23 protein-coding genes and 1 pseudogene are annotated in these 21,261 nt (G+C 53.3%); 3 read left to right on the forward strand and 21 right to left on the reverse strand.

What is annotated here, in order from left to right; all coding sequences use genetic code 11:
- Positions 1-4 precede the first annotated feature (4 nt).
- The 3 genes from RUDLU_RS0124520 to RUDLU_RS0124530 are packed head-to-tail and all read right to left on the reverse strand — an operon-like array spanning position 5 to position 2,945.
- A complete protein-coding gene (locus RUDLU_RS0124520; RefSeq protein ID WP_019991095.1) occupies positions 5-673 on the reverse strand; it encodes a DUF4276 family protein in 669 nt (222 codons plus the stop codon).
- Positions 670-1,776, reverse strand: a complete 1,107-nt coding sequence (locus RUDLU_RS0124525; RefSeq protein ID WP_019991096.1) for an AAA family ATPase — start codon at positions 1,774-1,776, stop codon at positions 670-672. Before RUDLU_RS0124525 ends, RUDLU_RS0124520 begins: the two co-directional genes overlap by 4 nt.
- Positions 1,777-1,817: 41 nt before the next feature.
- Entirely contained in the window at positions 1,818-2,945 is a 1,128-nt protein-coding gene (locus tag RUDLU_RS0124530) for a DNA methyltransferase (RefSeq protein WP_083940641.1), read from the reverse strand.
- A 279-nt stretch (positions 2,946-3,224) separates the two neighbouring features.
- Between RUDLU_RS0124530 and RUDLU_RS30660 the strand changes: the two are divergent.
- A pseudogene (locus RUDLU_RS30660) lies at positions 3,225-4,458 on the forward strand (IS256 family transposase).
- 24 nt (positions 4,459-4,482) lie between these two features.
- Here RUDLU_RS30660 and RUDLU_RS0124540 read toward each other — a convergent pair.
- Positions 4,483-5,115, reverse strand: a complete 633-nt coding sequence (locus tag RUDLU_RS0124540; protein ID WP_019991098.1) for a DUF4158 domain-containing protein — start codon at positions 5,113-5,115, stop codon at positions 4,483-4,485.
- A gap of 120 nt (positions 5,116-5,235) precedes the next feature.
- Here RUDLU_RS0124540 and RUDLU_RS0124545 point away from each other — a divergent pair, with 120 nt between their 5' ends.
- Positions 5,236-5,850: a recombinase family protein gene (locus RUDLU_RS0124545; RefSeq protein ID WP_019991099.1), complete on the forward strand. Its 615-nt coding sequence runs from the start codon at positions 5,236-5,238 to the stop codon at positions 5,848-5,850.
- A 37-nt stretch (positions 5,851-5,887) separates the two neighbouring features.
- Here the strand turns inward: RUDLU_RS0124545 and RUDLU_RS0124550 are convergent, their stop codons facing one another.
- From RUDLU_RS0124550 to RUDLU_RS30350, 5 genes are all read right to left on the reverse strand, one after another.
- Complete coding sequence (locus RUDLU_RS0124550) at positions 5,888-6,298, reverse strand: bleomycin resistance protein (protein WP_019991100.1); 411 nt, start codon at positions 6,296-6,298, stop codon at positions 5,888-5,890.
- Positions 6,299-6,318: 20 nt separating this feature from the next.
- Positions 6,319-6,528, reverse strand: a complete 210-nt coding sequence (locus tag RUDLU_RS30345) for a GDCCVxC domain-containing (seleno)protein (RefSeq protein WP_083940642.1) — start codon at positions 6,526-6,528, stop codon at positions 6,319-6,321.
- Positions 6,529-6,534: 6 nt separating this feature from the next.
- Positions 6,535-7,122 carry a mercuric transport protein MerTP gene (gene merTP / locus RUDLU_RS0124555; protein WP_027303351.1) on the reverse strand — a complete coding sequence of 196 codons (588 nt, stop codon included), beginning with the start codon at positions 7,120-7,122 and terminating at the stop codon, positions 6,535-6,537.
- Complete coding sequence (locus tag RUDLU_RS0124560) at positions 7,119-7,514, reverse strand: ArsR/SmtB family transcription factor (protein ID WP_019991102.1); 396 nt, start codon at positions 7,512-7,514, stop codon at positions 7,119-7,121. The genes merTP and RUDLU_RS0124560 overlap by 4 nt, the downstream gene beginning before the upstream one ends.
- A 264-nt stretch (positions 7,515-7,778) precedes the next feature.
- On the reverse strand, positions 7,779-7,970 hold the full coding sequence (locus RUDLU_RS30350; protein ID WP_019991103.1) for a hypothetical protein: 192 nt from the start codon (positions 7,968-7,970) through the stop codon (positions 7,779-7,781).
- Here RUDLU_RS30350 and RUDLU_RS28990 point away from each other — a divergent pair.
- Entirely contained in the window at positions 7,908-8,513 is a 606-nt protein-coding gene (locus RUDLU_RS28990; protein WP_245581745.1) for an FAD-binding domain-containing protein, read from the forward strand. The genes RUDLU_RS30350 and RUDLU_RS28990 overlap by 63 nt on opposite strands.
- 140 nt (positions 8,514-8,653) lie before the next feature.
- On the opposite strand, the gene RUDLU_RS0124575 is transcribed toward RUDLU_RS28990, so the two are convergent.
- The 12 genes from RUDLU_RS0124575 to RUDLU_RS28205 all read right to left on the reverse strand — a co-directional run.
- On the reverse strand, positions 8,654-9,652 hold the full coding sequence (locus RUDLU_RS0124575; protein WP_044130827.1) for a hypothetical protein: 999 nt from the start codon (positions 9,650-9,652) through the stop codon (positions 8,654-8,656).
- Positions 9,653-9,835: 183 nt separating this feature from the next.
- Positions 9,836-10,105, reverse strand: coding sequence for a hypothetical protein (locus RUDLU_RS0124580; RefSeq protein WP_019991106.1), 270 nt, complete (start codon positions 10,103-10,105; stop codon positions 9,836-9,838).
- Between the two features lie 20 nt (positions 10,106-10,125).
- The gene (locus tag RUDLU_RS0124585) at positions 10,126-10,443 is read right to left on the reverse strand and encodes a hypothetical protein (RefSeq protein WP_019991107.1); all 318 of its coding nucleotides are present in this window, start codon (positions 10,441-10,443) and stop codon (positions 10,126-10,128) included.
- A gap of 38 nt (positions 10,444-10,481) precedes the next feature.
- Positions 10,482-10,742: a hypothetical protein gene (locus RUDLU_RS0124590; protein ID WP_019991108.1), complete on the reverse strand. Its 261-nt coding sequence runs from the start codon at positions 10,740-10,742 to the stop codon at positions 10,482-10,484.
- 205 nt (positions 10,743-10,947) lie between these two features.
- On the reverse strand, positions 10,948-11,229 hold the full coding sequence (locus RUDLU_RS0124595; protein ID WP_019991109.1) for a hypothetical protein: 282 nt from the start codon (positions 11,227-11,229) through the stop codon (positions 10,948-10,950).
- 93 nt (positions 11,230-11,322) lie between these two features.
- Positions 11,323-11,817 (reverse strand): hypothetical protein, encoded by a 495-nt coding sequence (locus RUDLU_RS0124600; protein WP_019991110.1) that lies wholly within the window; start codon positions 11,815-11,817, stop codon positions 11,323-11,325.
- A gap of 104 nt (positions 11,818-11,921) precedes the next feature.
- Positions 11,922-12,278 (reverse strand): hypothetical protein, encoded by a 357-nt coding sequence (locus tag RUDLU_RS28195; RefSeq protein ID WP_019991111.1) that lies wholly within the window; start codon positions 12,276-12,278, stop codon positions 11,922-11,924.
- A gap of 102 nt (positions 12,279-12,380) precedes the next feature.
- Positions 12,381-12,812 (reverse strand): methyltransferase family protein, encoded by a 432-nt coding sequence (locus tag RUDLU_RS28200; RefSeq protein WP_019991112.1) that lies wholly within the window; start codon positions 12,810-12,812, stop codon positions 12,381-12,383.
- Positions 12,813-13,030: 218 nt separating this feature from the next.
- On the reverse strand, positions 13,031-15,052 hold the full coding sequence (locus RUDLU_RS0124615) for a heavy metal translocating P-type ATPase (RefSeq protein WP_019991113.1): 2,022 nt from the start codon (positions 15,050-15,052) through the stop codon (positions 13,031-13,033).
- A gap of 5 nt (positions 15,053-15,057) precedes the next feature.
- Positions 15,058-15,684, reverse strand: coding sequence for a hypothetical protein (locus RUDLU_RS0124620; protein WP_019991114.1), 627 nt, complete (start codon positions 15,682-15,684; stop codon positions 15,058-15,060).
- Positions 15,685-15,696: 12 nt separating this feature from the next.
- On the reverse strand, positions 15,697-16,965 hold the full coding sequence (locus RUDLU_RS0124625; RefSeq protein ID WP_019991115.1) for an efflux RND transporter periplasmic adaptor subunit: 1,269 nt from the start codon (positions 16,963-16,965) through the stop codon (positions 15,697-15,699).
- A 13-nt stretch (positions 16,966-16,978) separates the two neighbouring features.
- The coding region (locus tag RUDLU_RS28205) for a CusA/CzcA family heavy metal efflux RND transporter (RefSeq protein WP_019991116.1) at positions 16,979-21,261 on the reverse strand (4,283 nt) is incomplete at its 5' end.

Here is a 21,261-nt window from a genome sequence, read left to right on the forward strand (position 1 = left end):
TCTGTTAGTCAGTACGGGGTTGAGCCAACCCTTCCAGCCGCGTCAGCCACTCATTGAAATGAGGACATTCGCGCCGGAGAACGGGTAGCGTAATTTCTTTAAGAATCAGGATTCCATCGGCCACTTTATCGTAACCGGGACAGAGCGACAAAATGCGCTTCGACGGAGCCGTTAACAGGCTATCGTTAATCTCTTCGGGGGTTTGATACCCCTGCCGTATTGCGGTTAAACTACCGGCTACCAGTTTAGGATGGTCGAGCTGAAGCCAGCTTTCGGTATGGGCTGGATCGGCGAACAGCAGGGCTTCAAACTCGTGCAGTTGCAGATACGGAATGAACCTTTGGTGATCGATACGCTCACCAAAGGCCTGTTCGAGCCGGGCGATACGCGCATACGGCCGCATTAGCCGGGCCTCTTCGTAGGCTGGAAACCCGCTATCTAAGCCATACAGGTCAATCAACGTAGTGTGCCAGGCAGTGGAATCTTCGCGAAGCCACTGCCGGATGTCGAACTCGGCTTTGCCAAAACTGGTGTAGCCTCCCCGGTGCCCTTTGCTGGTCCGCAATCGGCGTACGTCGGCGTAGATGCCCAGCGGAAGCAGATGGGGACGCAGCAACTGATTGACAAACTGTTCTTCGGCATGGCCCTCGGCGGTGATGTTCAATCGAATCATGGGGTTCCGCCGATTACGTTTTTCTCCCACAAGTCGCCCAGGCTGTACTCGGTGAGCCAAGTGGCCAGTTCCTCGGTCTGTAGCCGGCGGAACGTGGAACTTCCGGGGCGGCCGTCCGCGTTTTCGCGGTCCACGACGATGATGTCGTCGGGGGAGAAGGCATTGACCAGGTTGATACTTTGTGTAGAAACGATGACCTGGGTACGTGATGCGGCTTTTTTGAGCAGACCGGCCAGCAGCGCCAGGGCCGTGGGATGCAGGCCCAGTTCGGGTTCGTCAAGCAGGATCAGGCTGGGCAGGTTGGGTTGAAGCAGTAGCGTGGCCAGACAGATGAACCGCAACGACCCGTCGGACAGATCGCCCGCGTTGAAGCGCATGTCTGAACCGGTATCCTGCCACTCTAGCAGAATTTTCTGTTCGTTGTACGGATTGGGCCGCAGGGCAAAATCCTTGAAAAACGGCAGTACCAGCTGAATCGTGCTGACGATGCGGTCGTAGTGCCGGGGCGACTTCTGTTGCAAATAGTACAGGAAGGCCGCCAGGTTGCCAGCATCAGGCCGCAGAAACGCTACGTCGTTGAGGTCTGCCAGCTTCTTGACCCGGGCCTCGGCGCTGGTGTCGTGAAAATGATACACCCGCCAGTCCTGCAACTGTGATCTGATGAGTCGGCTAACTGAGCGATCATCTTTCGTTAGTTTTGACTCCGTGCTGCCCCTCGAAACGGGTTTTTCATCGGGATTCAACCCAAAATCAAATCCTTTATGTGTTACATCTTCATCCCGTATGATGAGCCGGTCGCCTTCGCCCGGAACAAGCTCAAGATGATACACTATATCGCCTACGAGCAGTTCAATATGGATCAACTGGGTTTCCCGGCTCCCGTAATGCAACAGCTTGTCGGCCCCTCCTTTGACGGCCGTATAAACCTGCAGGCGCCCATTGATGATTTCATTCAGGAACCGGAACAACTCGATGAAGTTCGACTTTCCCGCGCCGTTCTGCCCGATCAACACATTCAGATGCTGGACAGGCAGATATGGTAGTTCCCGAATTGACCGAAAACCGCTGACGAAGATAGTGTGTAAAACGTGCTGCTTGTCCATACTTAAAGCTACCATTTTCTCCGCTACGGCGGACCGTTCCCCTACCCCATTCGTTTGCTGAATTCCTCCTCAATGAGTGTAACCTTCCATGTCTCGTCGTCGCGCCGGAGATTCTCCAGGTGGTTGTCGCCGTTGACGTAGATGCGGTCGAACTCGCGGTCGCGGGGATTGTAGCCGCTTTTTTGCAGCCATTCGTTCAGGGCCGCGTTATCCACCTCGTCCTGATTGCGCCAGATGATGAGCGTTTTCTCTCCTTTCAAGGTTTGCCCCGTAACGACGCGGATATGCTTACCGCTGATGTACTGCCCTTCGACTACTAAGCCGATGAGGTAGTTGAAGGTTTCGACCAGATCGACGCGGGTGGGGGTGCGCTCGTTTTGCCGGGTTACGTCGATGTAGCAGGCGAAGGGGTTGCGGAACCGGGCCACATCAAACAAGGACGCCCGGCTTTCGACATCGAGCATATAGCGGAGCAAATACCCCTCGCGGAACTGAGCCGAACCACCGAGCGCCAGTTCCTGCTGGGCTGTGCGGGCCAGGCTAAGGTTGTTGAGTGTGTCTTCGTAGCTTTCCAGCCGCAGGTATTTGAAGCAGTGGCTGATACCCTGCCTGCCAAGAGGCTTGCCGTCGCGCCAGTCTTTCGAGTAAATGACTTTCTGGATACGCGGCTTCGTGACGGTATCGAAATACTCGCCCATCTCGACCAGAATATATTTACGCTTGCCCTCATCTTCGCGGTTTAAGTTGATAACCGCGTGCCCTGTTGTACCCGAACCGGCGAAATAGTCAAGGATTATTGATTCTTTACCAACCCCAGAAACTTTCAACGAATCACTTACGGCATGAACCGATTTTGGGAAACTAAACGCCTGCTTATCGCCAAAAATATCTGTTATAGCTGCAGTTCCGTTATCACGTGCTGAATAAAGCGGGTTATCCCACCATGTTCGAGGCAGTATGCCACTTAAATTTATACGTTTCTTTTTATAAACTTCATACGAATCACCCTGCAATTTAACTTTGAATTCTGTTAGATCAGCACGTACTCTATCAACTCCATACTGCCAAACTTTCTGATTACCAGAACTATTTATTGGATAAATTGGTATCTCTGACTCTGTAACCTGTTCATTAATGACCCATGAATTTTGCAAGTCTGACCAGCGCATATCAGGAACCCGAATAGCTTCTGTGTTCTTATTGAAATAAATTGGAAAGAACTGTTTAGGCCGATCATATCTATTTGAATCAGCGCTACTTTTTCTGAAGTTCTCCCATTCAAACGGGACACCGTTCTGGTCCACTTCATCATACCGCTCTATCTGCTGTTCTGAGTGTGGTAAGCGACCGACTTCAGTTAACTTATCTGATTTTGAGACTGCTTTTTAAACTGTGTCAAGATTGGGTTTGAATAGAAGGGAAGAAAACAATTTCCTAATTTCCTACTCATGACTGACTCCTTCGACTACGAAGCCTTCAAAAAAGCGGCCATCAAGGGCCTTTATGATGGCAAGCCCCTTACCGGCCAGGACGGCCTGTTCGCTCCCTTACTCAAGCACTTTTTAGAATCAGCTTTGGACGGGGAAATGGAGAACCACTTAGCCGAGTCACGCCCCCAAGCCAACCGACGCAACGGCAAAACCACCAAGACAGTTAAGAGTAGCGCAGGGCTACTGGAGCTGACCACGCCCCGTGATCGAGCGGGCAGCTATCAACCGCAACTCGTCCCCAAGCGCCAAGTGGTACTCACTGATCAGTTGGAAGCTAAAATTCTTTCGCTCTATGGGCGCGGCTGTAGCTACGCCGACATCAGTCAGCATCTCCAGGAGATGTATGGTTACTCACTCTCTGATAGTGAGCTAACCAGCATTACCGATAAGGTTTTGCCCGCCATGCGGGACTGGCAAAACCGGCCCCTGGCGAGTTTGTATGTATTGATGTGGCCGCTTCGGCGGTCCGATGGATGGCATCTATTACAAGGTTCGTCAGGAGGGTAAAGTGGTCACGCGTGTGTTGTACAGCGTGATCGGGCTGACGCTATCAGGTCGTAAACAGGTACTGGGCATTTATACAGCCGAGAGCGAATCGGCCCGCTTCTGGCTAACAGTGCTGACGGACTTAAAACAACGAGGGGTAGAAGACATTCTGATTAGTTGTGTGGATGGGCTCAAAGGCTTTGATACGGCTATCAACACGGTTTTCCCCCGCACAACGGTCCAGTTATGCATTGTGCATCAGTTACGTAATTCGTTCCGCTTTATTCCTGATAAGCATCTGAAAGAGTTTGTCAAGGCCATCAAAACCGTTTATCAGGCTCCTACTGCCGAGCAGGGCTGGGAGAATCTACAATGGATGCAAGAGCAGTGGGGCAGTAGGTACCCGCAAGCACTGGCAGGCTGGGTGAGCAACTGGTCGTTGCTATCCTCGTTTTACGATTACCCCGCCAGCCTTCGCAAGGTGGTCTATACCACCAACACGGTGGAAGCTTACCATCGCCAGCTCCGCAAGGTGACCAAGACGAAGGGAGCTTTTGCTTCTGACGTAGCTTTGCAAAAGCTGGTGTATCTGGTGATTCAGAATCTGGAAACAAAGTGGGAAACAAAAACCTACAACTGGAAGGAGGTCATCAACGACCTGACAAGTATCTTTGAAGAACGCATCAAACCGCATCGCTTCGACTAAAGCCCGCCTGACACAGTTTAAAAATCACTCCCAAGTGATGCCGCCGGTATCGTCCAATTCGACTATTTGCGTCAGCCTGGCCTTCATTTCCTCGGTCAGCAGCAAACTAAGCCTTCGATAGGTTTCCTGGTGCAGCTGTTCATCCAGGCTACCAACAATCCTTTCCAATGTCCCAATAGACGGCCTCATAATTTTTTCCTGCCCCAGTTTTAAACACACTTGCCTGAGCAATATCGGCTGGTTGTCATGTTCCATCCCCTTATCGAGCAGCCAGGGCAAAAGCCAGATTTCATCCAGGGGCTGCCACCGGCGGAATTTCAAATATTTTAAGATTACATTTAAATGCTCCGTTCTGGTCTTATCCCGTTGCCCGTATATTAATAACAGTTCAATATCAGAATCCAGTTGCCTACTTACCATGGCAGCTACATTTGCCGGGATCTGCTGCTGCCATTTGTCTGGAAGAAAACCCATGAACCGGACAATCCCAATCTGGAGTGCGATCGCTAGCCGGTTGTGCTCCCCTCTGAACGATTTAAGAAAAATATTGTCCTGCCGCGTGATTTGGAAAAATTGCATCAGGTCATATTCTGATATTTCTGTCGGGACCTTTTCGTAACGTTCACGCTGGGATTGGTTCAAAAATCGTGATGCCATATGAAAATGGGGCTATCAAAAAGGGTATCAAAATTCACCCCGTCTGCAATAGGTTTAAAGCCTGTTTTTAAGCGTTAAAAAGTATATTTGTAAAGGAGTTCCTTTTTGATAAGCAATTAAATGAAAAAACAGAACAATCGGGCCAAACGGGTAGCACTATATGCCAGAGTATCTACTCTGGATAAAGGGCAGGATCCACAGACCCAGCTGGACCAGTTACGGGACTACGCCCAAAGACGAAACTTTGAAGTCATGGGAGAATTTATAGACTACGCTTCCGGAACAACCCAAGACAGGGTCCAGTATAAATTGATGATGGAAGCGGCCAGAAAGAGAAAGCTGGATGTAGTCCTGGTTTGGCGGTATGACCGCTTTGCCCGCTCAACCCAGGCACTGGTCAATGCCATGAAGGAATTTCAGAGTATGGGAATAGATTTTATCTCCTATCAGGAAAATATTGATACCACCACGCCGACTGGTGAGCTGATATTTCATGTGATGGCTTCTCTGGCCCAATTTGAGAGCTCACTGATCAGCCAAAGGGTTAAAGCCGGTATGGCAAGGGCAAAAGCACAAGGAAAACGTATTTCACGGCCAACTATATCAATGGATCGACAGAATGAAATTTTTGATTTGCAAAAGCAAGGATTATCAATGAACAAGATTTCTAAACAACTAGGAATAGCTTATGGAACAGTTTACAACTACCTATCCAAAGCGAAGGATACTCTTTAACCGCGTTAATTTAGCATCAATGATGATCTTGGCTTTTCTAAATCTCCTCATAAAAAGTTAACAGATTGCGATGGTGGTCTAGTGCCGGAAATTCCCGGTCTCCCCATGGCTGCTCTTGTACAACAGTGTCAATATCATAAATTACACCTTGCTTTTTATATTCTTCGTACAACTCATCAATACCCTGGACTTCAATCCGGCAACTGGCCGTGCCTGCCAGAAAGCTTTCAGCCCCACTGCAAATTGGATCTGCTACCAGGGATAAGCCTTTATTCTTCCAGCTTTCATCCGAAGATGCCCACAAGTGGATTTCAATTTCGTCCCGGACTACTTTTGCAAAGCCATCGTCATAATAAGGTGCTGTAAAACCTAACTTTTCAGAATAGAATTTAACGGATTCGTCAATGTTTTTAACAGGAAGAGCTGGGATCGTTTTCTTCATTTTCATAGATACTGATATCATTTAGTTCAAGCACAGCACGACTTATTCAATTGTATCGGGGGACATTTTTGGGTTCCATAAGTGCAAAAAACACAGCAGTCACCGGAAGCAGGCTTTAACAATGTTTTGCAATTTGTACACTCGTAAAAGTACATACATGCATCAACAGGCATTGTTTCCAAGCGTCGGGTGCCGCAATGCGGACAAGTAAGTATGGATTCCAATATTAAATTCATAACTGCTTAGTTTGTTTCAACAACTTTATAACCAGTAGCGTCGACTGCCTTTTTAATTTCTGCCAGTGACGTTTTCTTACTATCATATCTAACCGTTGCATTGCCATTCTTATACGAGACCTGAACCTGCCGTATGCCTTTTAACTTATTAACTTCCTGTTTAACATGATGTTCACACCCTTCACAGGTCATTCCCTTAATTTTTATATAGGCTGTTTGGTCTGTTTTGGAAACCGGTTGTTGTGCTTCCTGCTTTTGCTGATAGGCCAGTCCTGAATAACTTGGGACGGCAATCAGAAGTACTGCTGCAAGGGTTACCAGGCTTAAAAACTTTTTGGTTTGCATAAATGGTTTGTTTTCAGGTCCACAATTACATGAGTCTTCGGAAGCGGGTTTTAACTGCTGATACCATGCAAAACCCAAAATCAATACGGTTCCAGCAATAAAATAAGGACGCGCAGGCGCAATCCAATCAAAAGTGGTTGCCAAGCTGCTTGTCCCGGCCACCATGGCCAATAATGGTGTGATACAGCAAACAGAACTTGCCAATGCAGTTAGTATGCTGGCATTAGCGGTGATTTTGGACGCTTTCATAAGGCTACACTTTCTTGACTGGGGATATCAACAAATAGTTGACCGATGATACTGGCCTGATCAGGTATGATCGAATAAAAGATAGTTTGTCCAGTTTTTCTGGTACGTACTAAACTGGCATCTTTCAGTTTTCGCAGGTGCTGAGAAATAGCAGGGACGGTCATTTGCAAAATATCACTCAAATCGCAAGGACAAAGCTCGTTCTGCTGCTGGATAAGATAAAGTATTTTAAGCCGGGCCTCATTTCCAGCAAGCGCATAAACCTGCGCTAACCTGGTAAAAGCGTCTTCATTTTCGTCTAAGGTTTCCTTGCATAGTTGGATCTGCTCTTGATCCGCGAACAAACGGATGCAGCTACTAATTTGATCTGACTCTTTTTCTACATCTTCCATATCTGCCACTAATATTTGGGCAAATATAACAGTATTTAAGTATTTGCTTAAATATATTTTTGAAGATTAAAAACTATGTGCAAATAGTCAAACAGAGTAAACTAACTCATTGGCCGCCGCTGCGGTTGGGACCGGGTTGGCGGACCAGAAGAACCCTATTTCAAGGCAACTGGAAATTTCGTATAGAACAGTGTATAAATTATGCCTCAAAACTAAAAGCGTAGTTTACTAACGCCGTTTTCCGGACATTTGTAAGAAAAACCTCTATATCAGGCTTACCAGCAGGCGGTTCGTCCCCCTAATGGCAGCAATGGCATTCGCCCTTCGGCCCTGTTCATTTCCCGACTGCGTGCTCAAAGTTATTTCATTCAACTCTTTGAGCGCGATGAGCGCATCGAGTTCGAGAACAAGCACTCCGCTTTCGATGCCCTTGAAAAGCAGGTGAACCCAGCGCATTTTTTGGCCTGGCAAACGGGTCAGACAGGTTATCCACTAATTGATGCCTGTATGCGGTGTCTGATTGCTACGGGCTATGTCAACTTTAGAATGCGGGCCCTGCTGATTTCGTTTCTGACGCACCATCTGTTTCAGCACTGGCAGGAAGGGGGCTGGCATTTAGCCCGTCAGTACACGGATTTTGAACCGGGGATCCACTATGCTCAGCTTCAGCTACAGGCCGGAATTCTGGCCAGTGATCGCCAGCCCGTCCGAATTTATAACCCCGTCAAGCAATCACAGGAACACGATCCTGAGGGGCAATTCATCCGGCAGTGGGTACCTGAACTGGTTGCCTGCCCGACGCGGTACATTCACCAGCCATGGACGATGCCAGCGTTAGAACAACAGACCGCTGGGTGCCGGATCGGTCAGGAGTACCCGGCCCCTATCATAGACACGAAGCAAACGTACCAGTTCGCACAAGAACAGTTCTATAAATTTCGTAACCAAATAACCTCTTCGAGGAGCGACCTGCCCGGCGACCATCTGGTCGAAAGATAGTTGGGCGAGAACCATCCTTGACTAAGCTGTATTAGATGATAAAATTCTGAAGTTATAATTGTCTGGAAATCATTGAAAATTATAAACAATCTACCCCTTTGTTCCTCACTGACTGCCCTTAAAGGCAGTCAGCTTGCTTTCTACAAAATGTAGTGGGCAGCTATGGCGTGAAAGGCTTTTTCATCAAGGGCGTAACGGGCGGGTAGCGTCAGACCCGAATTACCATTGAATAGCGCGTGGTTTACGCCGTTGTACAGGAGCCAAGCGTTGGGGCCGGAGCCTAAAACGCATTCCTCGGTGGCCATACGTTCCATAGCGGCATCAACCAATTTTTGCGAAACACCCACTTTACGGACCAGTCGGGCGGCTTCCTGCCGGTCGGTTACGGCGGTGTCCTGCATCACGCTAAACACGTCCTGCGTAGGGCTGGGGCAGTCCTGCGCGTAGCGTAGGAAGTCGCGCAAAAAGTTGACCAGAAAGGCACGGAACTGATTCAGGTTGATACCCCGGTGGGTAAAGATGTGCTGATAGGCTCGTAAGGTCTCGGCACTTTCATAGACCCATTCCAAGCCCTTTACTTTGGCTTTCTCCGGCGTTTGACCCGTCACGAGCCAATCAAGGTACTGGTCAAGGCTTACGAACTCGTCGGCCCATCCCATCATACCGTTTGAACAGATTTGACGGTAAAATGCTACCCGTACCTTTTGCTCCCGTACCCGCTTCATCTCCGTACCCTGAATGGTAAACTGAGACTTACCCGTGTACGAATTAGTAAACGTCAGTTGCCGCTGAATCACGTCGTTAGGACCTACGGTCGTTTCGTCGGGCAGAATGATATTAATCGAGTACTCACCGTTACGGCTGTAGCGGATATGTACGGGCTGCTCAATACCCGTCACTTCTGTAACAGCATCGCGAATAACTGCGTTTGGAATGAGCGAATAGCGGGGCGACTGGGCGGCAAAAATCTGGCGTTCTTCGCTGGGCATGGTGCCGACGATAAAATGCTGCCGGTCGGTAGGTACGACCCGGTAGGGGTCGGGCAGGATGTCACGGGCGGGAACGGACTTGACGGGAAAGCAAATCGTGTCCCAAGAATCAGTGGTTAAAAGTTGGTTGTTTATGTTGGCTTTGCGCATGGCGATCAGCAAGTTTTGTTGTTTTGTACGGCCCTACCGTCAGGCCGTTTGCTGATATAAAAATAGCCAATCAATTACAGTATAACTAATTCACCATCAAAGACATAACACTTTCAACTCCACTATGTTAATGCAAATTTTCAGCACCCCTTGATTAAAAAAACGGTGCCGTAAAGGCACCGCTCACGACCCAAACGGATTGACAAGAGCACCAAGCAGGACAGCCATAAATCCTTTGATTCGCTCCCATAACGTCAACAGTCTTGGCTCGTCGCCGTGCGTAGCTTCGGGGCGATTAGTACGGCTCGCGATAACAGTTCTGGGTTGCTGTTGCTCATCTATGTACAGGATTTTGCCGGTCGTCTGACCGCTTTTTAGCCATTCTGTGAGTTGTTTGGCTGTGTCTGGATTATTCAGGATAGCTTTGGCGCGTTCGCTGTAGGGTGCTCTCATACTCAAAGATAAGTATTCTGTTACGCATACACACGGGAAAGAGAAAGCCGTAATCCAGTCATCCGCTCAATAGTGGCGTGTAACTGACCTATTTCTACCTGCTCGATGACAATTTCGGAAATGGTTTTAGCAGTCTCAGTTAGAAACGAAACTTCGTACAAATCGCTGGTGATGTCGTAGCGAACAGTAACACTTTTGATTTTCGAGTTGGCTATCTGCCACCTTAACGAGTTTGCCCGGTTATCGACGTGGAAACGTTTGGCTCCCATCATCGAGAAAGCCATAGGGCCAATTTGGTCGTACAGGGTTTGTACGTAGGGGTTCATAGTCTTTGTCATATCAGAATGAATAGGGTGTTTAAAGTAGGGTAGGGGGCTTATTGACGCATTCGGCGGGACAGATATAATTGAAACAGTGTGGCTTCGATGGCCTTTCCCATCAACCAGTGCATTACGTCGGGCGTACACATGAAGGCCGGATTTTCTAAGTCGGCGACGGCCACGCGCTCCCTGATGAGGAAGTCTTCGGGCGGGTTGCTGAACACAAATCCCTGCTCTCGGGCCGTAGCGATAAGGTCGCGGTTGATGCGGCTGTCGATGGCTAACCGAACGCGGGCAGGGCTGCAAAAACAAGTCATAAGGGCCGTAATCTCAGCGGGGTTAGTTAAGTCGTTCGCTGATTCACTACCTAAATTTACAGCCTACTTTATATACATAAAACTCTGATTTTCAATAAATTGCTCTTTATAAATCCTCTTTGATTTACCTATTTATCTTCGCCCAATCCCCTTTGATTATACCCAGATGGGCGTAAAAAAACCCGCTTCCAGCGGGTCAGAACGTTTACGCCTTAGACGGTTCGGGTAAAGGCATATTTTGTTCCTCAAGATAGGCTCGTTTATAGACAGCGAAACACAGACTAAACACCTGTTCGGGTGGTAAATCGAGGAACATGGCCAATTCTCCTATTTCATTGAGACTCAAATTGCGTAGGTGATTCTGTTTGGTTTTGTACCAATTGTTGTAAGACATCTTCATCACCTCGGCGATTTTGCCTTGTTTGATGCCCCGAAATTCAAAGAGGCCGTAGATGTCTTCGTAAAGAAGTTTGGGTTTCTGTTCCATATTCGCATAGCAGAGGGCCTGGTAAGCAAGCCCCTGCGGTGCAAATAAGATTATTTTTCACGGTTGTTACTAATAGATTCATTAGTTTTTTGTTTAATTTTTTATGTATTCATCATCGTCTCCTCTCGCGATAGGAAAGCCCAAATCCTCCACCATCTGGCAAAAGCCCGGACTGTAGTAATGCTTTCCGGCGCATACCGCCCTCAGAAGCCGCCCCATTTCTTCGTTGGTATCGGTGGCCGCACAGTACCCAGCCAGATCACTATTGAAGGTGTGAATGAACTTGCACAAGTCCGGTTTATCAAAATGGATGACCGGCGAAAACAGGGCATTTTGCGCTCTGTACTGCTGAATCTGAAAGATGATTTCATGCGACAGGGCACTTGCATCCGCCAGGAGCACCAGCCGCTTAGGCAGAATACAATTGACCTTGCTGGCTCTCCGCCAAAAGGTTTCCCAATCCATCACCTGACGAGGTCGCCATGCGCTGTCACCCTGATCTGGTGTTGATAATGAAGGCCATATGCTATTGGCCGAATTGCCAAACAACCAGACATCCTGGGTACGTGTAAATAAATTGTTGCACATCTTGGGTTAGTAAGGACTGCGCTTTTGTCTTCACCCATCAGTCAGGTGGAGCGTCCATGTTTCAAAAAAACAGGCTGAAGCGGTGCGCCCCAACCTGTATTCGATTAACCCTTTTGCATTTTCGACCAATCGGCGAAGTGGCATTCCTGTTCGGTGAATTTGTAGCAACGCTGCAATTCGGCCTGCTTAGGCGTAAACTGGACCTGATAGCAGTTCTCGGCGGGGATTAATGTCAGCGGCTCGGTGGTGCCATCGGGCAGCAACACTGAGGCCGTGAAAGCTTTGATACCGTTCAAAACAGAACCTTTTTCGCGCAGACCATTTTCGAGTTCACCGAAGTAGCATTGCACCGTCATGGGTTCACCCACCTTACCGGCACCTTTCAGTTCGAGCCAATAGCTGTGGGCCTGGGTCAACAGGGGAAGCAGGGAAAGCAGCAGGACAGAAAGTGTAGTTTTCATTTTTTCTATTGTTAATTATCTGAAAATCAGAATACATTGGACATCTTTAACGGTACTGATACCGGCAAAACACCCCAAACAAGCTGCGTTGAGTCGTGCTGATTAGAGCCAACGCCGGGTCTGGGTTCGGTACGCCCGATACGCTTCCCCGTGCTGTCGTTCCAGAAACTCCTCCTCCAGACGTACCTGTAATTGCATGACCACATAGCCCACGCCCAACAGGCACAGCGTAACGGCATTGGGCAGCACCAGAAACAGCCCGCCAATGCCGACCAGCATACCCAGGAAGATTGGGTTGCGGGAATAGGCAAAGATGCCGGTGGTAACCAGCGTGGTTGGATGAGCCTCATCGATACCGATGCGCCACGACTGATTCATCTGGTGCTGGGCAAGCATAATCCACAACAGCGACAAAGCGACCAGTCCAACACCGGTTGCCCCGATCTTAGGTCCCTCCAGCCAGCGAATCGGAGTTAACCAGCCATACCCGTCGGTAAAGCAATACACCAGAATCGTACCCAGCAACAGGCCCATCAGTACCTTGAAAACCCGCCCTGCGTAATCATGCGCCGAGTCAGTGTTGCCAAACGTTAGTGGGTTGATGCCGGTCTGCTTTCACACCCGGTAGGTGGGCAGTACCAGTACAATACCGCCATATAACAGAAAAATAAGCCATAAATTCGGTTTGATGTACGTCTCCATTGAGTGTGTAGGTAGGCCAGCCCTGTAGGGACAGGGCTGGTGTGTGTTAACTACTTTCCATCAAATTTCAGATTCTGCACCCGCACGGCGTTCAGGATGGCCAGCATCGCCACACCTACGTCGGCGAAGACAGCCTCCCACATGGTGGCTACGCCCCCGGCTCCCAACACCAGCACGATGGCTTTGACTACCAGTGAGAGCGTAATGTTCTGCCAGACAATTCGACGCGTGGCCCGGCCAATCTCCACCGCCGTAGCAATTTTAGAGGGTTCGTCGTTCTGAATGATTACATCGGCGGTTTCGATAGTGGCATCCGAGCCAAGGCCCCCCATCGCCATGCCCACGTCGGCCAGGGCCACGACCGGCGCGTCGTTTACGCCATCACCCACGAAAGCCAGCTTCGCCGGGCGACGCTTCGCCTTTGGGTTAGCGGCTTGCTCTGCTTTGAGCCGTTCTACCTGGGCTACCTTATCTTCGGGTAACAGATCGCCGTGCCATTCGTCAATGCCTACCTGTTTGGCCACTATCTCGACAACAGCCGACTTATCGCCCGACAGCATCACGGTGCGAATGCCTTCGGCTTGCAGCCGTTTGACCGCGTCGGTAGCGTCGGGTTTGGCTTCGTCGGCGATGGTAAAGTAGCCCGCAAATGTCCCGTCGAGGGCGGTCATCACCACCGTGTAGGGAATCCGGGTCAGTACCTCGTCGAACGCTACCCCGAACTTGCGGAGCAGTTTGGCATTGCCCACCAACATTTCTTTCCCATCGACGCGTCCTTTTAGCCCATGCCCGGCAATCTCCTCGACGGCTTCGACGGGTACGTTCCCGAAGGCGTTATCATCCCCGTTTACACGGGCGTACTCGATGACCGCTGTCGCGACCGGGTGGGTTGATTTACTTTCTAATGCCGCCGTGAGCCGGGCCAGCGTACCCGCGTCGATACCAACGGGGTTGACTTCCTGCACCCGGAACACGCCCTTCGTCAACGTACCGGTCTTGTCCATGACAACGGTTTTGACCTGCGTCATCAGGTCCAAAAATACCGAGCCTTTGAACAGGATACCCTGCCGCGACCCCGCCCCGATACCGCCGAAGTAGCCCAGCGGAATGGAGATCACCAGCGCACACGGACAGCCGATCACCAGAAACACCAGCCCCCGGTACAGCCAGTCGGCCAAGCGGTAGTCGGCGACGAAGAAATACGGTAGTACCGTAATCAGCACGGCCAGCAAACAGATGATGGGCGTGTATATCTTGGCGAAGCGGGCGATAAACTCCTGAGTCTGCGCCTTGCGGCCTGTCGCCTGCTGCACCAGCTTCAGGATGCGCGACAACTTGGAATCCTGATACGGAGTCGTTACGTCCATCTCCACCAGCGATTGCCGGTTGATCATGCCTGCCAGCACCGCTTCGCCCCGCCCGATGGTGCGCGGAACGCTCTCGCCCGTCAGAGCCGCCGTATCGAACGTACCCGAGTCGGAGCGCATCGTCCCATCCAGCCCGACTTTCTCGCCCGGCCTGATCTGGATCACCTCGCCGACGGCCACCGTCGCGGCCTTCACTACCTGGGCGTTGCCGTTTCTAAGCACCGTTACCTCGTCGGGCCGCACGTCCAGCAGGGCTTTGATGCTGCGACGCGCCCGCAGCACGGCGGCTTCCTGAAACAGTTCGCCGATAGTGTAGAACAGCATCACGGCCACGCCTTCGGGGTATTCGCGAATAGCGAACGCGCCGAGCGTCGCGACGCTCATCAGGAAAAATTCCGTGAAGACATCCCCCCGGCGAATGCTGCTCCACGCCCGGCGCAGCACCGGCCAGCCAACGGGCAGGTACGCCACGACGTACCAGATGAGTCGCCAGGGGTCGCCAAACCAGCCCGGCGCGTATTGATCCAGCCCGATGCCGCCCAGCAGCAGCACCAGACTACTGATAGCCGGAGCGTAGGTACGTACCGTTTGGAACGGCCCTTCTTTAGCCGGGGCCGCGTCGGCTGCGGGGGTAGTCCCTGCTTCAATGAGGTCTACGTCGTCGTGATTGTGTCCCTCGTGGTCGTGACTATGGTCGTGTGCCATTTCGCTTAGAATTCAATGAAAAAGTTGAGAATCGCCAGCCCAACGAGGGTCAGGCCGGTAATCAGGTTTTCGTAGTGCTCGAACCAGTGGGGGTTCACCCGTTGCAGTCCCCGCCGACCAATCGCGACCATCACCAGCATTCCCGACAGCGTGACGACGTTATAGATCAGGGCTACCAGCAGTACCGCCGACCAGCCCTTCGCGCCCGCGCTGAGGAAGTACGCTTCGATTTCCAGACAGGGCGAGAGAAACATGGCCAGCCCCAGCGAGAGTAGCAGGGCCGAAAACGAACGCGCTTTCCGCGCTGTGTCCGTATCGATGTGGTCATGCACGTGGCGGTGGCGCAGGTGTTGCATCAAATACCACAATCCTAACGCCAGGAGCAACAGCGGTATGGCTCGCTCCGAGAGGTCGTGGTAGTTTTCGGCCAGTTGCCAGCCCGCCAGGCTCACCAGTACACCCAGCAGCGTCGTGCTAATCGTGTGAGCCAGCCCCGCAATGGTCGTTACCGTCAACGTCTGCCGAAGGCTCCACCGTTCGGTTTGCCCAATGGTGACGAAGGGGAGCCAATGGCTGGGAATCAGCGCGTGAAGCAGGCTCAGGGTCAGGCTACCAATCAGAATACTGTCCATCGTCCTGTCTGTTTAGTGCGCGTGTCCTTCTTCTTCCCCACTGGCCGCTTTGAGCTGCGACAGCAGCGCGTAGGCCCCCTTCACCACTACCCGTGACTTCGCTATATCCAGATTGCCCGGCAACGTCACCTGCGAATAGCCGCCTTCGGTTACGCCCCGGCGCACGGGTATTTGTTTAAACCGCGACGGTGGATCGGATGCTTCATGCTCTTCCTTCTCTGACTGTTCAGCTTCTCCTTCCTCGTGGTGATGTGCTGCCTGATCGTCGGTCTCGATAAAGATGTAATCTTTTCCCTCCGCCGACACGATGGCCCCTTCGGGCAGGGCCGTAACCCGGCTGTTACCGAGGTCTAAACTCGCTTTCAGAAACGTGTTCGGCACCAACCGGGCATCGGATTGGTCAAGCCGCACAACCACCCGAACGGAACGGTCTGCGTCGATGGCCCGGTTGATAAAGCTGATGCGTCCCAAACGCTCCCGGCCCCCTTCGTTGTTGAGTACGATGCTCACCCGCTGGCCTTCGCGCAACTGGGGCAAATCCTTTTCGAATACCGTCAGTTCGGCATACAAACCCTGGCTGCTGGTAAGGCGGGCAATCACGTCGGCGGGCTGCACGTACTGCCCGGCCACGGCGGGTACGTCGGTCACGACGCCCGCCACGGGAGCGGTAACGACGTAGCCGGCACTGAATTTTCCCGCTAATGCCGACTGGGGCGACAGGCCCACCAGCCGGATGCGCTGGGCCAGCCCCGTCACGCGGGCGCGGGTCGCCCTCAGATCGGCGGTGGTTTGCTGCAACACCTTCAGGGCACTGACGTTCTCGCGGCTCAGTTCCTGCTGGCGGGCAAACTCGGCTTCGAGGTACGTCAGGCGGCTGTGGGTTTCGGCGTATTCCTGCTGCACCCCGATCAGGTCGGGGTTTTCAATGCGGGCCAGGACCTGCCCCTTCCGCACGGGCTGGCCGGGTAGCAGGGGGATGGCCCGTACAAACCCGCCTTGCAGGGCCGTGATGTTCACCTGGCTCTGAGCCGGCACGGCCAATCGGCCATTGACCTGTAGCGTCTGGCCGAGGTTGCGGTATTCGACGCTGCCTACTGCTATGGCGGCAATACGTCGCTGATCGTCGGTCAGTTCGACCACATCCGTCGGGCCTTCTTCGTGGGGATGCTCGGCTTCCCCGGTTGGTTTTGCCGCGTCGCCGGTGCGCTGCTGGCAGGCCATCGGTACAGCCAGTAAGCTGAACAATAGGGCGATAAATGATACACTTCGTCTGAAAATCATGGATTCAGTGGGGTTATGGCAGGCCCAGAAGTTGCTCCAGTTGGACGACCGCCTGATTGTATTGATTGATCGTATCTAAATAGCCCGACTGCGTCTGGTAGGCGCGGGTCAGGGCCTGGCTGTAGTCTAAATAACCGGCTTCACCGGCCCGGAACGCCTTTTCGGCTCCCTCGGCCAGTCGGCGGGCAACGGGCAGGCCGGTCTGCTCATAATAGGTCAGGCTCGCCTGCTGCTTGCGTACCTCCTGCACAACGGCGGCCAAATTGCCTTGCAGATTCCGCTGGTTAAAGTCGAGTGCGGCTTCGGCGAGTTGCTGCCCCAGCCGGGCCGATTCGATGCGGGCGCGCTGAGCTTTCTGAAACAGCGGAATCGCCACGCCCACCTGCACCCCATGAAACCGCCTTCCCGCGCCAAAATACCGGTCCTGCCCGTCGATGTTCTGCATACCGATCAGTGACTGATTGAAGTAGCCCACCGAATAATCGGGCCGTAAACGGGCCTGCTCGACGGCGATTTGCCCCCCGGCAATGAACACCTGCTGCCGCAGCAAAGCCAGGGTCGGGTTCTGGGCCAGGGCCGAATCGGTCAGCAACGGTAGTGGGCGACGTGCCAGCGGGCTGGTCGGGAGCGTTAACGGACTCGTCGTATTAAGCAGCGTTTGCAGACTTGTCAGGGCAATTTGCCGGTCGGCTTCGGTCAGGGCCAGTTGGTTGCGTAGTTCGCCGATGAGGTTGTCGGCGGTGGCTACTTCGAGTGCCGTCCCCTCGCCGGTGCGCTGCCGCACTTCAGTGGCCCGGCGAAAGGCGACGAGCAGACTATCCTGCCGGGCCAATAGGTTGAGCCGTTCAATGAGGTACGTTAGTTCCAGGTACGTGCCTTTTACCCGCGCCCTTAGCTCGGTTTGGGTCAACTGGCGTTGTAATTCACCCCCCCGGATGGTTGCATCGGCCAGTCGTTCCAGCCCCCGGATCAGCTTGCCGTTGGGAATACTTTGGGAGATGGTAAGGTTGTTATCCCAATTAAGCGAATTGTACTGCCCGCTCACCAGCGATACGTCGGTCCGGCCAATGTCGCGGGCCGTGCGCCGGGCGGTTTGCTGGATAGCGATGTTCAGGCTGCTCACCCGGCTTGACCCATTATTGGCAATTGCCTGGTTCAAAGCCGCTTCGAGCGTCAGCGGGCCGGTCGTTGGGTTGCCCGTGTTGCCCGTCGGGGGCGTTTGCGCCTGGGCCGACAGGCCAAGTCCACCCAGCAACGTACCTACCAGCAGCCAGCTCGTCGCGGGCGCAGGGCGGGGTACGTTGCCCGATTTCTTCGCGCCCCAGCGGGTTTGCTCCCACCAGTAGAGGCAGGGCAGGACCAGCAGGGTCAGCAACGTAGCCGATACCAGCCCACCGATGACGACCGTAGCCAGCGGGCGTTGCACTTCGGCCCCGGCGGTCTGGGCCAAGGCCATCGGCAGAAACCCGAGCGAAGCCACCAGCGCGGTCATCATCACGGGCCGCAGCCGGGTAGCCGTGCCTTGCAGAATAATCGTCCGTAAATCAGCCAGGCCCCCTGCTTTGAGGTGATTGAACTCCCCGATCAGCACGATGCCGTTGAGCACCGCTACGCCAAACAGAGCAATGAAGCCCACGCCCGCCGAAATACTAAAGGGCATATCCCGGAGCCAGAGGGCAACTACGCCCCCGATGGCCGACAGCGGAATGGCCGAGAAGATCAGCAGGCTTTGCCGTACCGAGCCGAAGGTGAAGAACAGCAGGAGGAAAATCAGTCCCAGGGCGACGGGTACGGCGATGCTCAGGCGGTCTTTGGCTTCCTGAAGGTTCTGAAACTGGCCGCCGTAGGTCACGTAGTAGCCGGGGGGCAGCTTTACCTGGCTGTCCAACTTCTGCTGCAACTCGCGCACGACACTTTCTACGTCACGTTCGCGCACGTTGAAGGCTACCGTAATGCGCCGTTGGGCATTCTCGCGCTGAATCTGGTTGACGCTGTTCTGAAACGATACGTCGGCGATCTGACCTAACGGCACTGCCTGATTATTAACCGTCGTCACCAATAGGTTCTGCACATCTTCAAGTCGTTGGCGGCTTTGTTGCTGCAACCGCACCACCAGGTCATAGCGTCGTTCGCCTTCGTACACCAGCCCCGCCGAGGCCCCCGCGAAGGCGGCCTGCAAACTTCGATTGGCCTCCTCAATGCTCATCCCGAAGCGAGCCAGGGCATCCCGGTCGAACCTGACCACAATCTGCGACAACCCCGATACCTGCTCGACGTAGAGGTCTTTGGCCCCTGGCACCGTGCTGACCACCCGGCCAATGCGGGCGGCATAGTCGGCCAGAATCCCCAAATCCTCGCCGTAGAGCTTCACGGCTACGTCCTGCTTGACGCCCGTCATCAACTCGCTGAAGCGCATCTGAATGGGTTGGAGAAAGCCGAAACTCACCCCCGGTATCTGCTCTAATTTGGCCTGCATCTTTTCGGCCAATTCCTCCCGGCTGTTGGCCGAAGTCCATTCCCTGCGGTCTTTCAGAATCACCATCAGATCAGTGGCTTCGATGGGCATGGGGTCGGTGGGAATCTCACCCGCGCCGGTTTTGCCGACCACCTCAATGACTTCCGGGAAGTTTTGTTTGAGCACCCGTCCGGCCTGTAACGCGGCATCCGACGATTGGGCCAGCGAGGAGCCGGTCATCACGCGGGTTTCCACCGCAAAATCGCCCTCGTCCAATTGCGGAATGAACTCGCCCCCTAACCGGCTAAAGACGAATAGCGAAACGGCGAACAGGGCGACCGACAGCCCGACGACGATACCCTTGTGGTTTAATGTCCAGCGGATAGCCGGGTCGTAGAGCCGGTGGAAGAAGGCCATGATCCGGTCGGAGATAGTGCGGGTTCCTTCACGCACAGGTTTCTTGCTGAGCAACAGGGCCGACACCATCGGTACGTAGGTCAGGGAAAGGATGAAGGCCCCGGCAATGGCAAAGGCGACGGTCTGGGCCATCGGGCGAAACATCTTGCCCTCGATGCCGACCAGGGCCAGAATGGGCAGATAGACGATCAGGATGATGATTTCACCGAACGCTGCCGACGAGCGGATGCGGCTGGCCGATTCATACACTTCTTCGTCCATTTCGGCCTGGGTCAGGTTATGCCTATAGTTCTTCAGGGCGATGTGGTGCAGGGTGGCCTCGACGATAATGACGGCCCCGTCCACGATCAGCCCAAAGTCGATGGCACCTAAGCTCATCAGGTTGCCCGACACGCCGAAGAGGTTCATCATCGAGACGGCAAAAAGCATCGACAAAGGGATGACCGACGCGACGACCAAACCCGCCCGCCAGTTACCCAGCATCAGCACCAGCACGAACACCACGATCAGGGCACCTTCGATGAGGTTGCGCTCGACGGTACCGATGGCGCGGTTGACGAGTTTGGTGCGGTCTAAAAAGGCGTGAATCTCAACCCCTTCGGGCAGCGATTTTTTGATCTGCTCGATGCGGGCCTTGACGTTGCCGATCACTTCGGACGAATTGGCCCCCTTGAGCATCATCACGATGGCCCCCACGACCTCGCCTTCGTCGTTTCGGGTCATGGCTCCGTAGCGAATCGCCGAGCCGAACTGCACTTGCGCCACGTCGCGTACCAGCACGGGTACGCCCTCATCGGTTCGGCGCACGACGATCTTGCCGATGTCTCCTAACGTGCCGATTAGCCCTTCGGAGCGGATAAAGTAGGCGTTGGGCCGACGGTCGATGTAAGCCCCGCCCGCGTTCTGGTTGTTGCGTTCGAGGGCGGTGAACAATTCGTCCATCGTTACGCCGGTCGCCCGGAGCCGCTGCGGATCGACGGCCACCTCGTACTGTTTCAACAGGCCCCCGAAACTACTTACGTCAGCCACGCCCTTGGTGCCCAACAGTTGCCGCCGAACGATCCAGTCCTGAATCGAGCGCAGTTCCATACCGTTATAGCGTTTTTCGTAGCCGGGTTTCGCCCGAATCACGTACTGGTAGATTTCGCCAAGCCCCGTCGTGACGGGAGCCAGTTCGGGGTTGCCCGCACCGGCTGGTATCTGGGCGCGGGCCTGTTGCAGTCGTTCAAAGACCTGCTGGCGGGCTGTTAGTACGTCAACCGCATCGGTAAAAACGATGGTGACGACAGATAAACCGAAGCGGGAAATGGAACGTACCTCGACCAGATCGGGCAGGGTGGCCATTGTCTGCTCGATGGGAAAGCTAATGAGCCGCTCTACGTCGGGGGCCGACAGGGCCGGGCTTTGGGTGATGACCTGCACCT

This window comes from Rudanella lutea DSM 19387 (genome assembly GCF_000383955.1).
Classification (GTDB): domain Bacteria; phylum Bacteroidota; class Bacteroidia; order Cytophagales; family Spirosomataceae; genus Rudanella; species Rudanella lutea.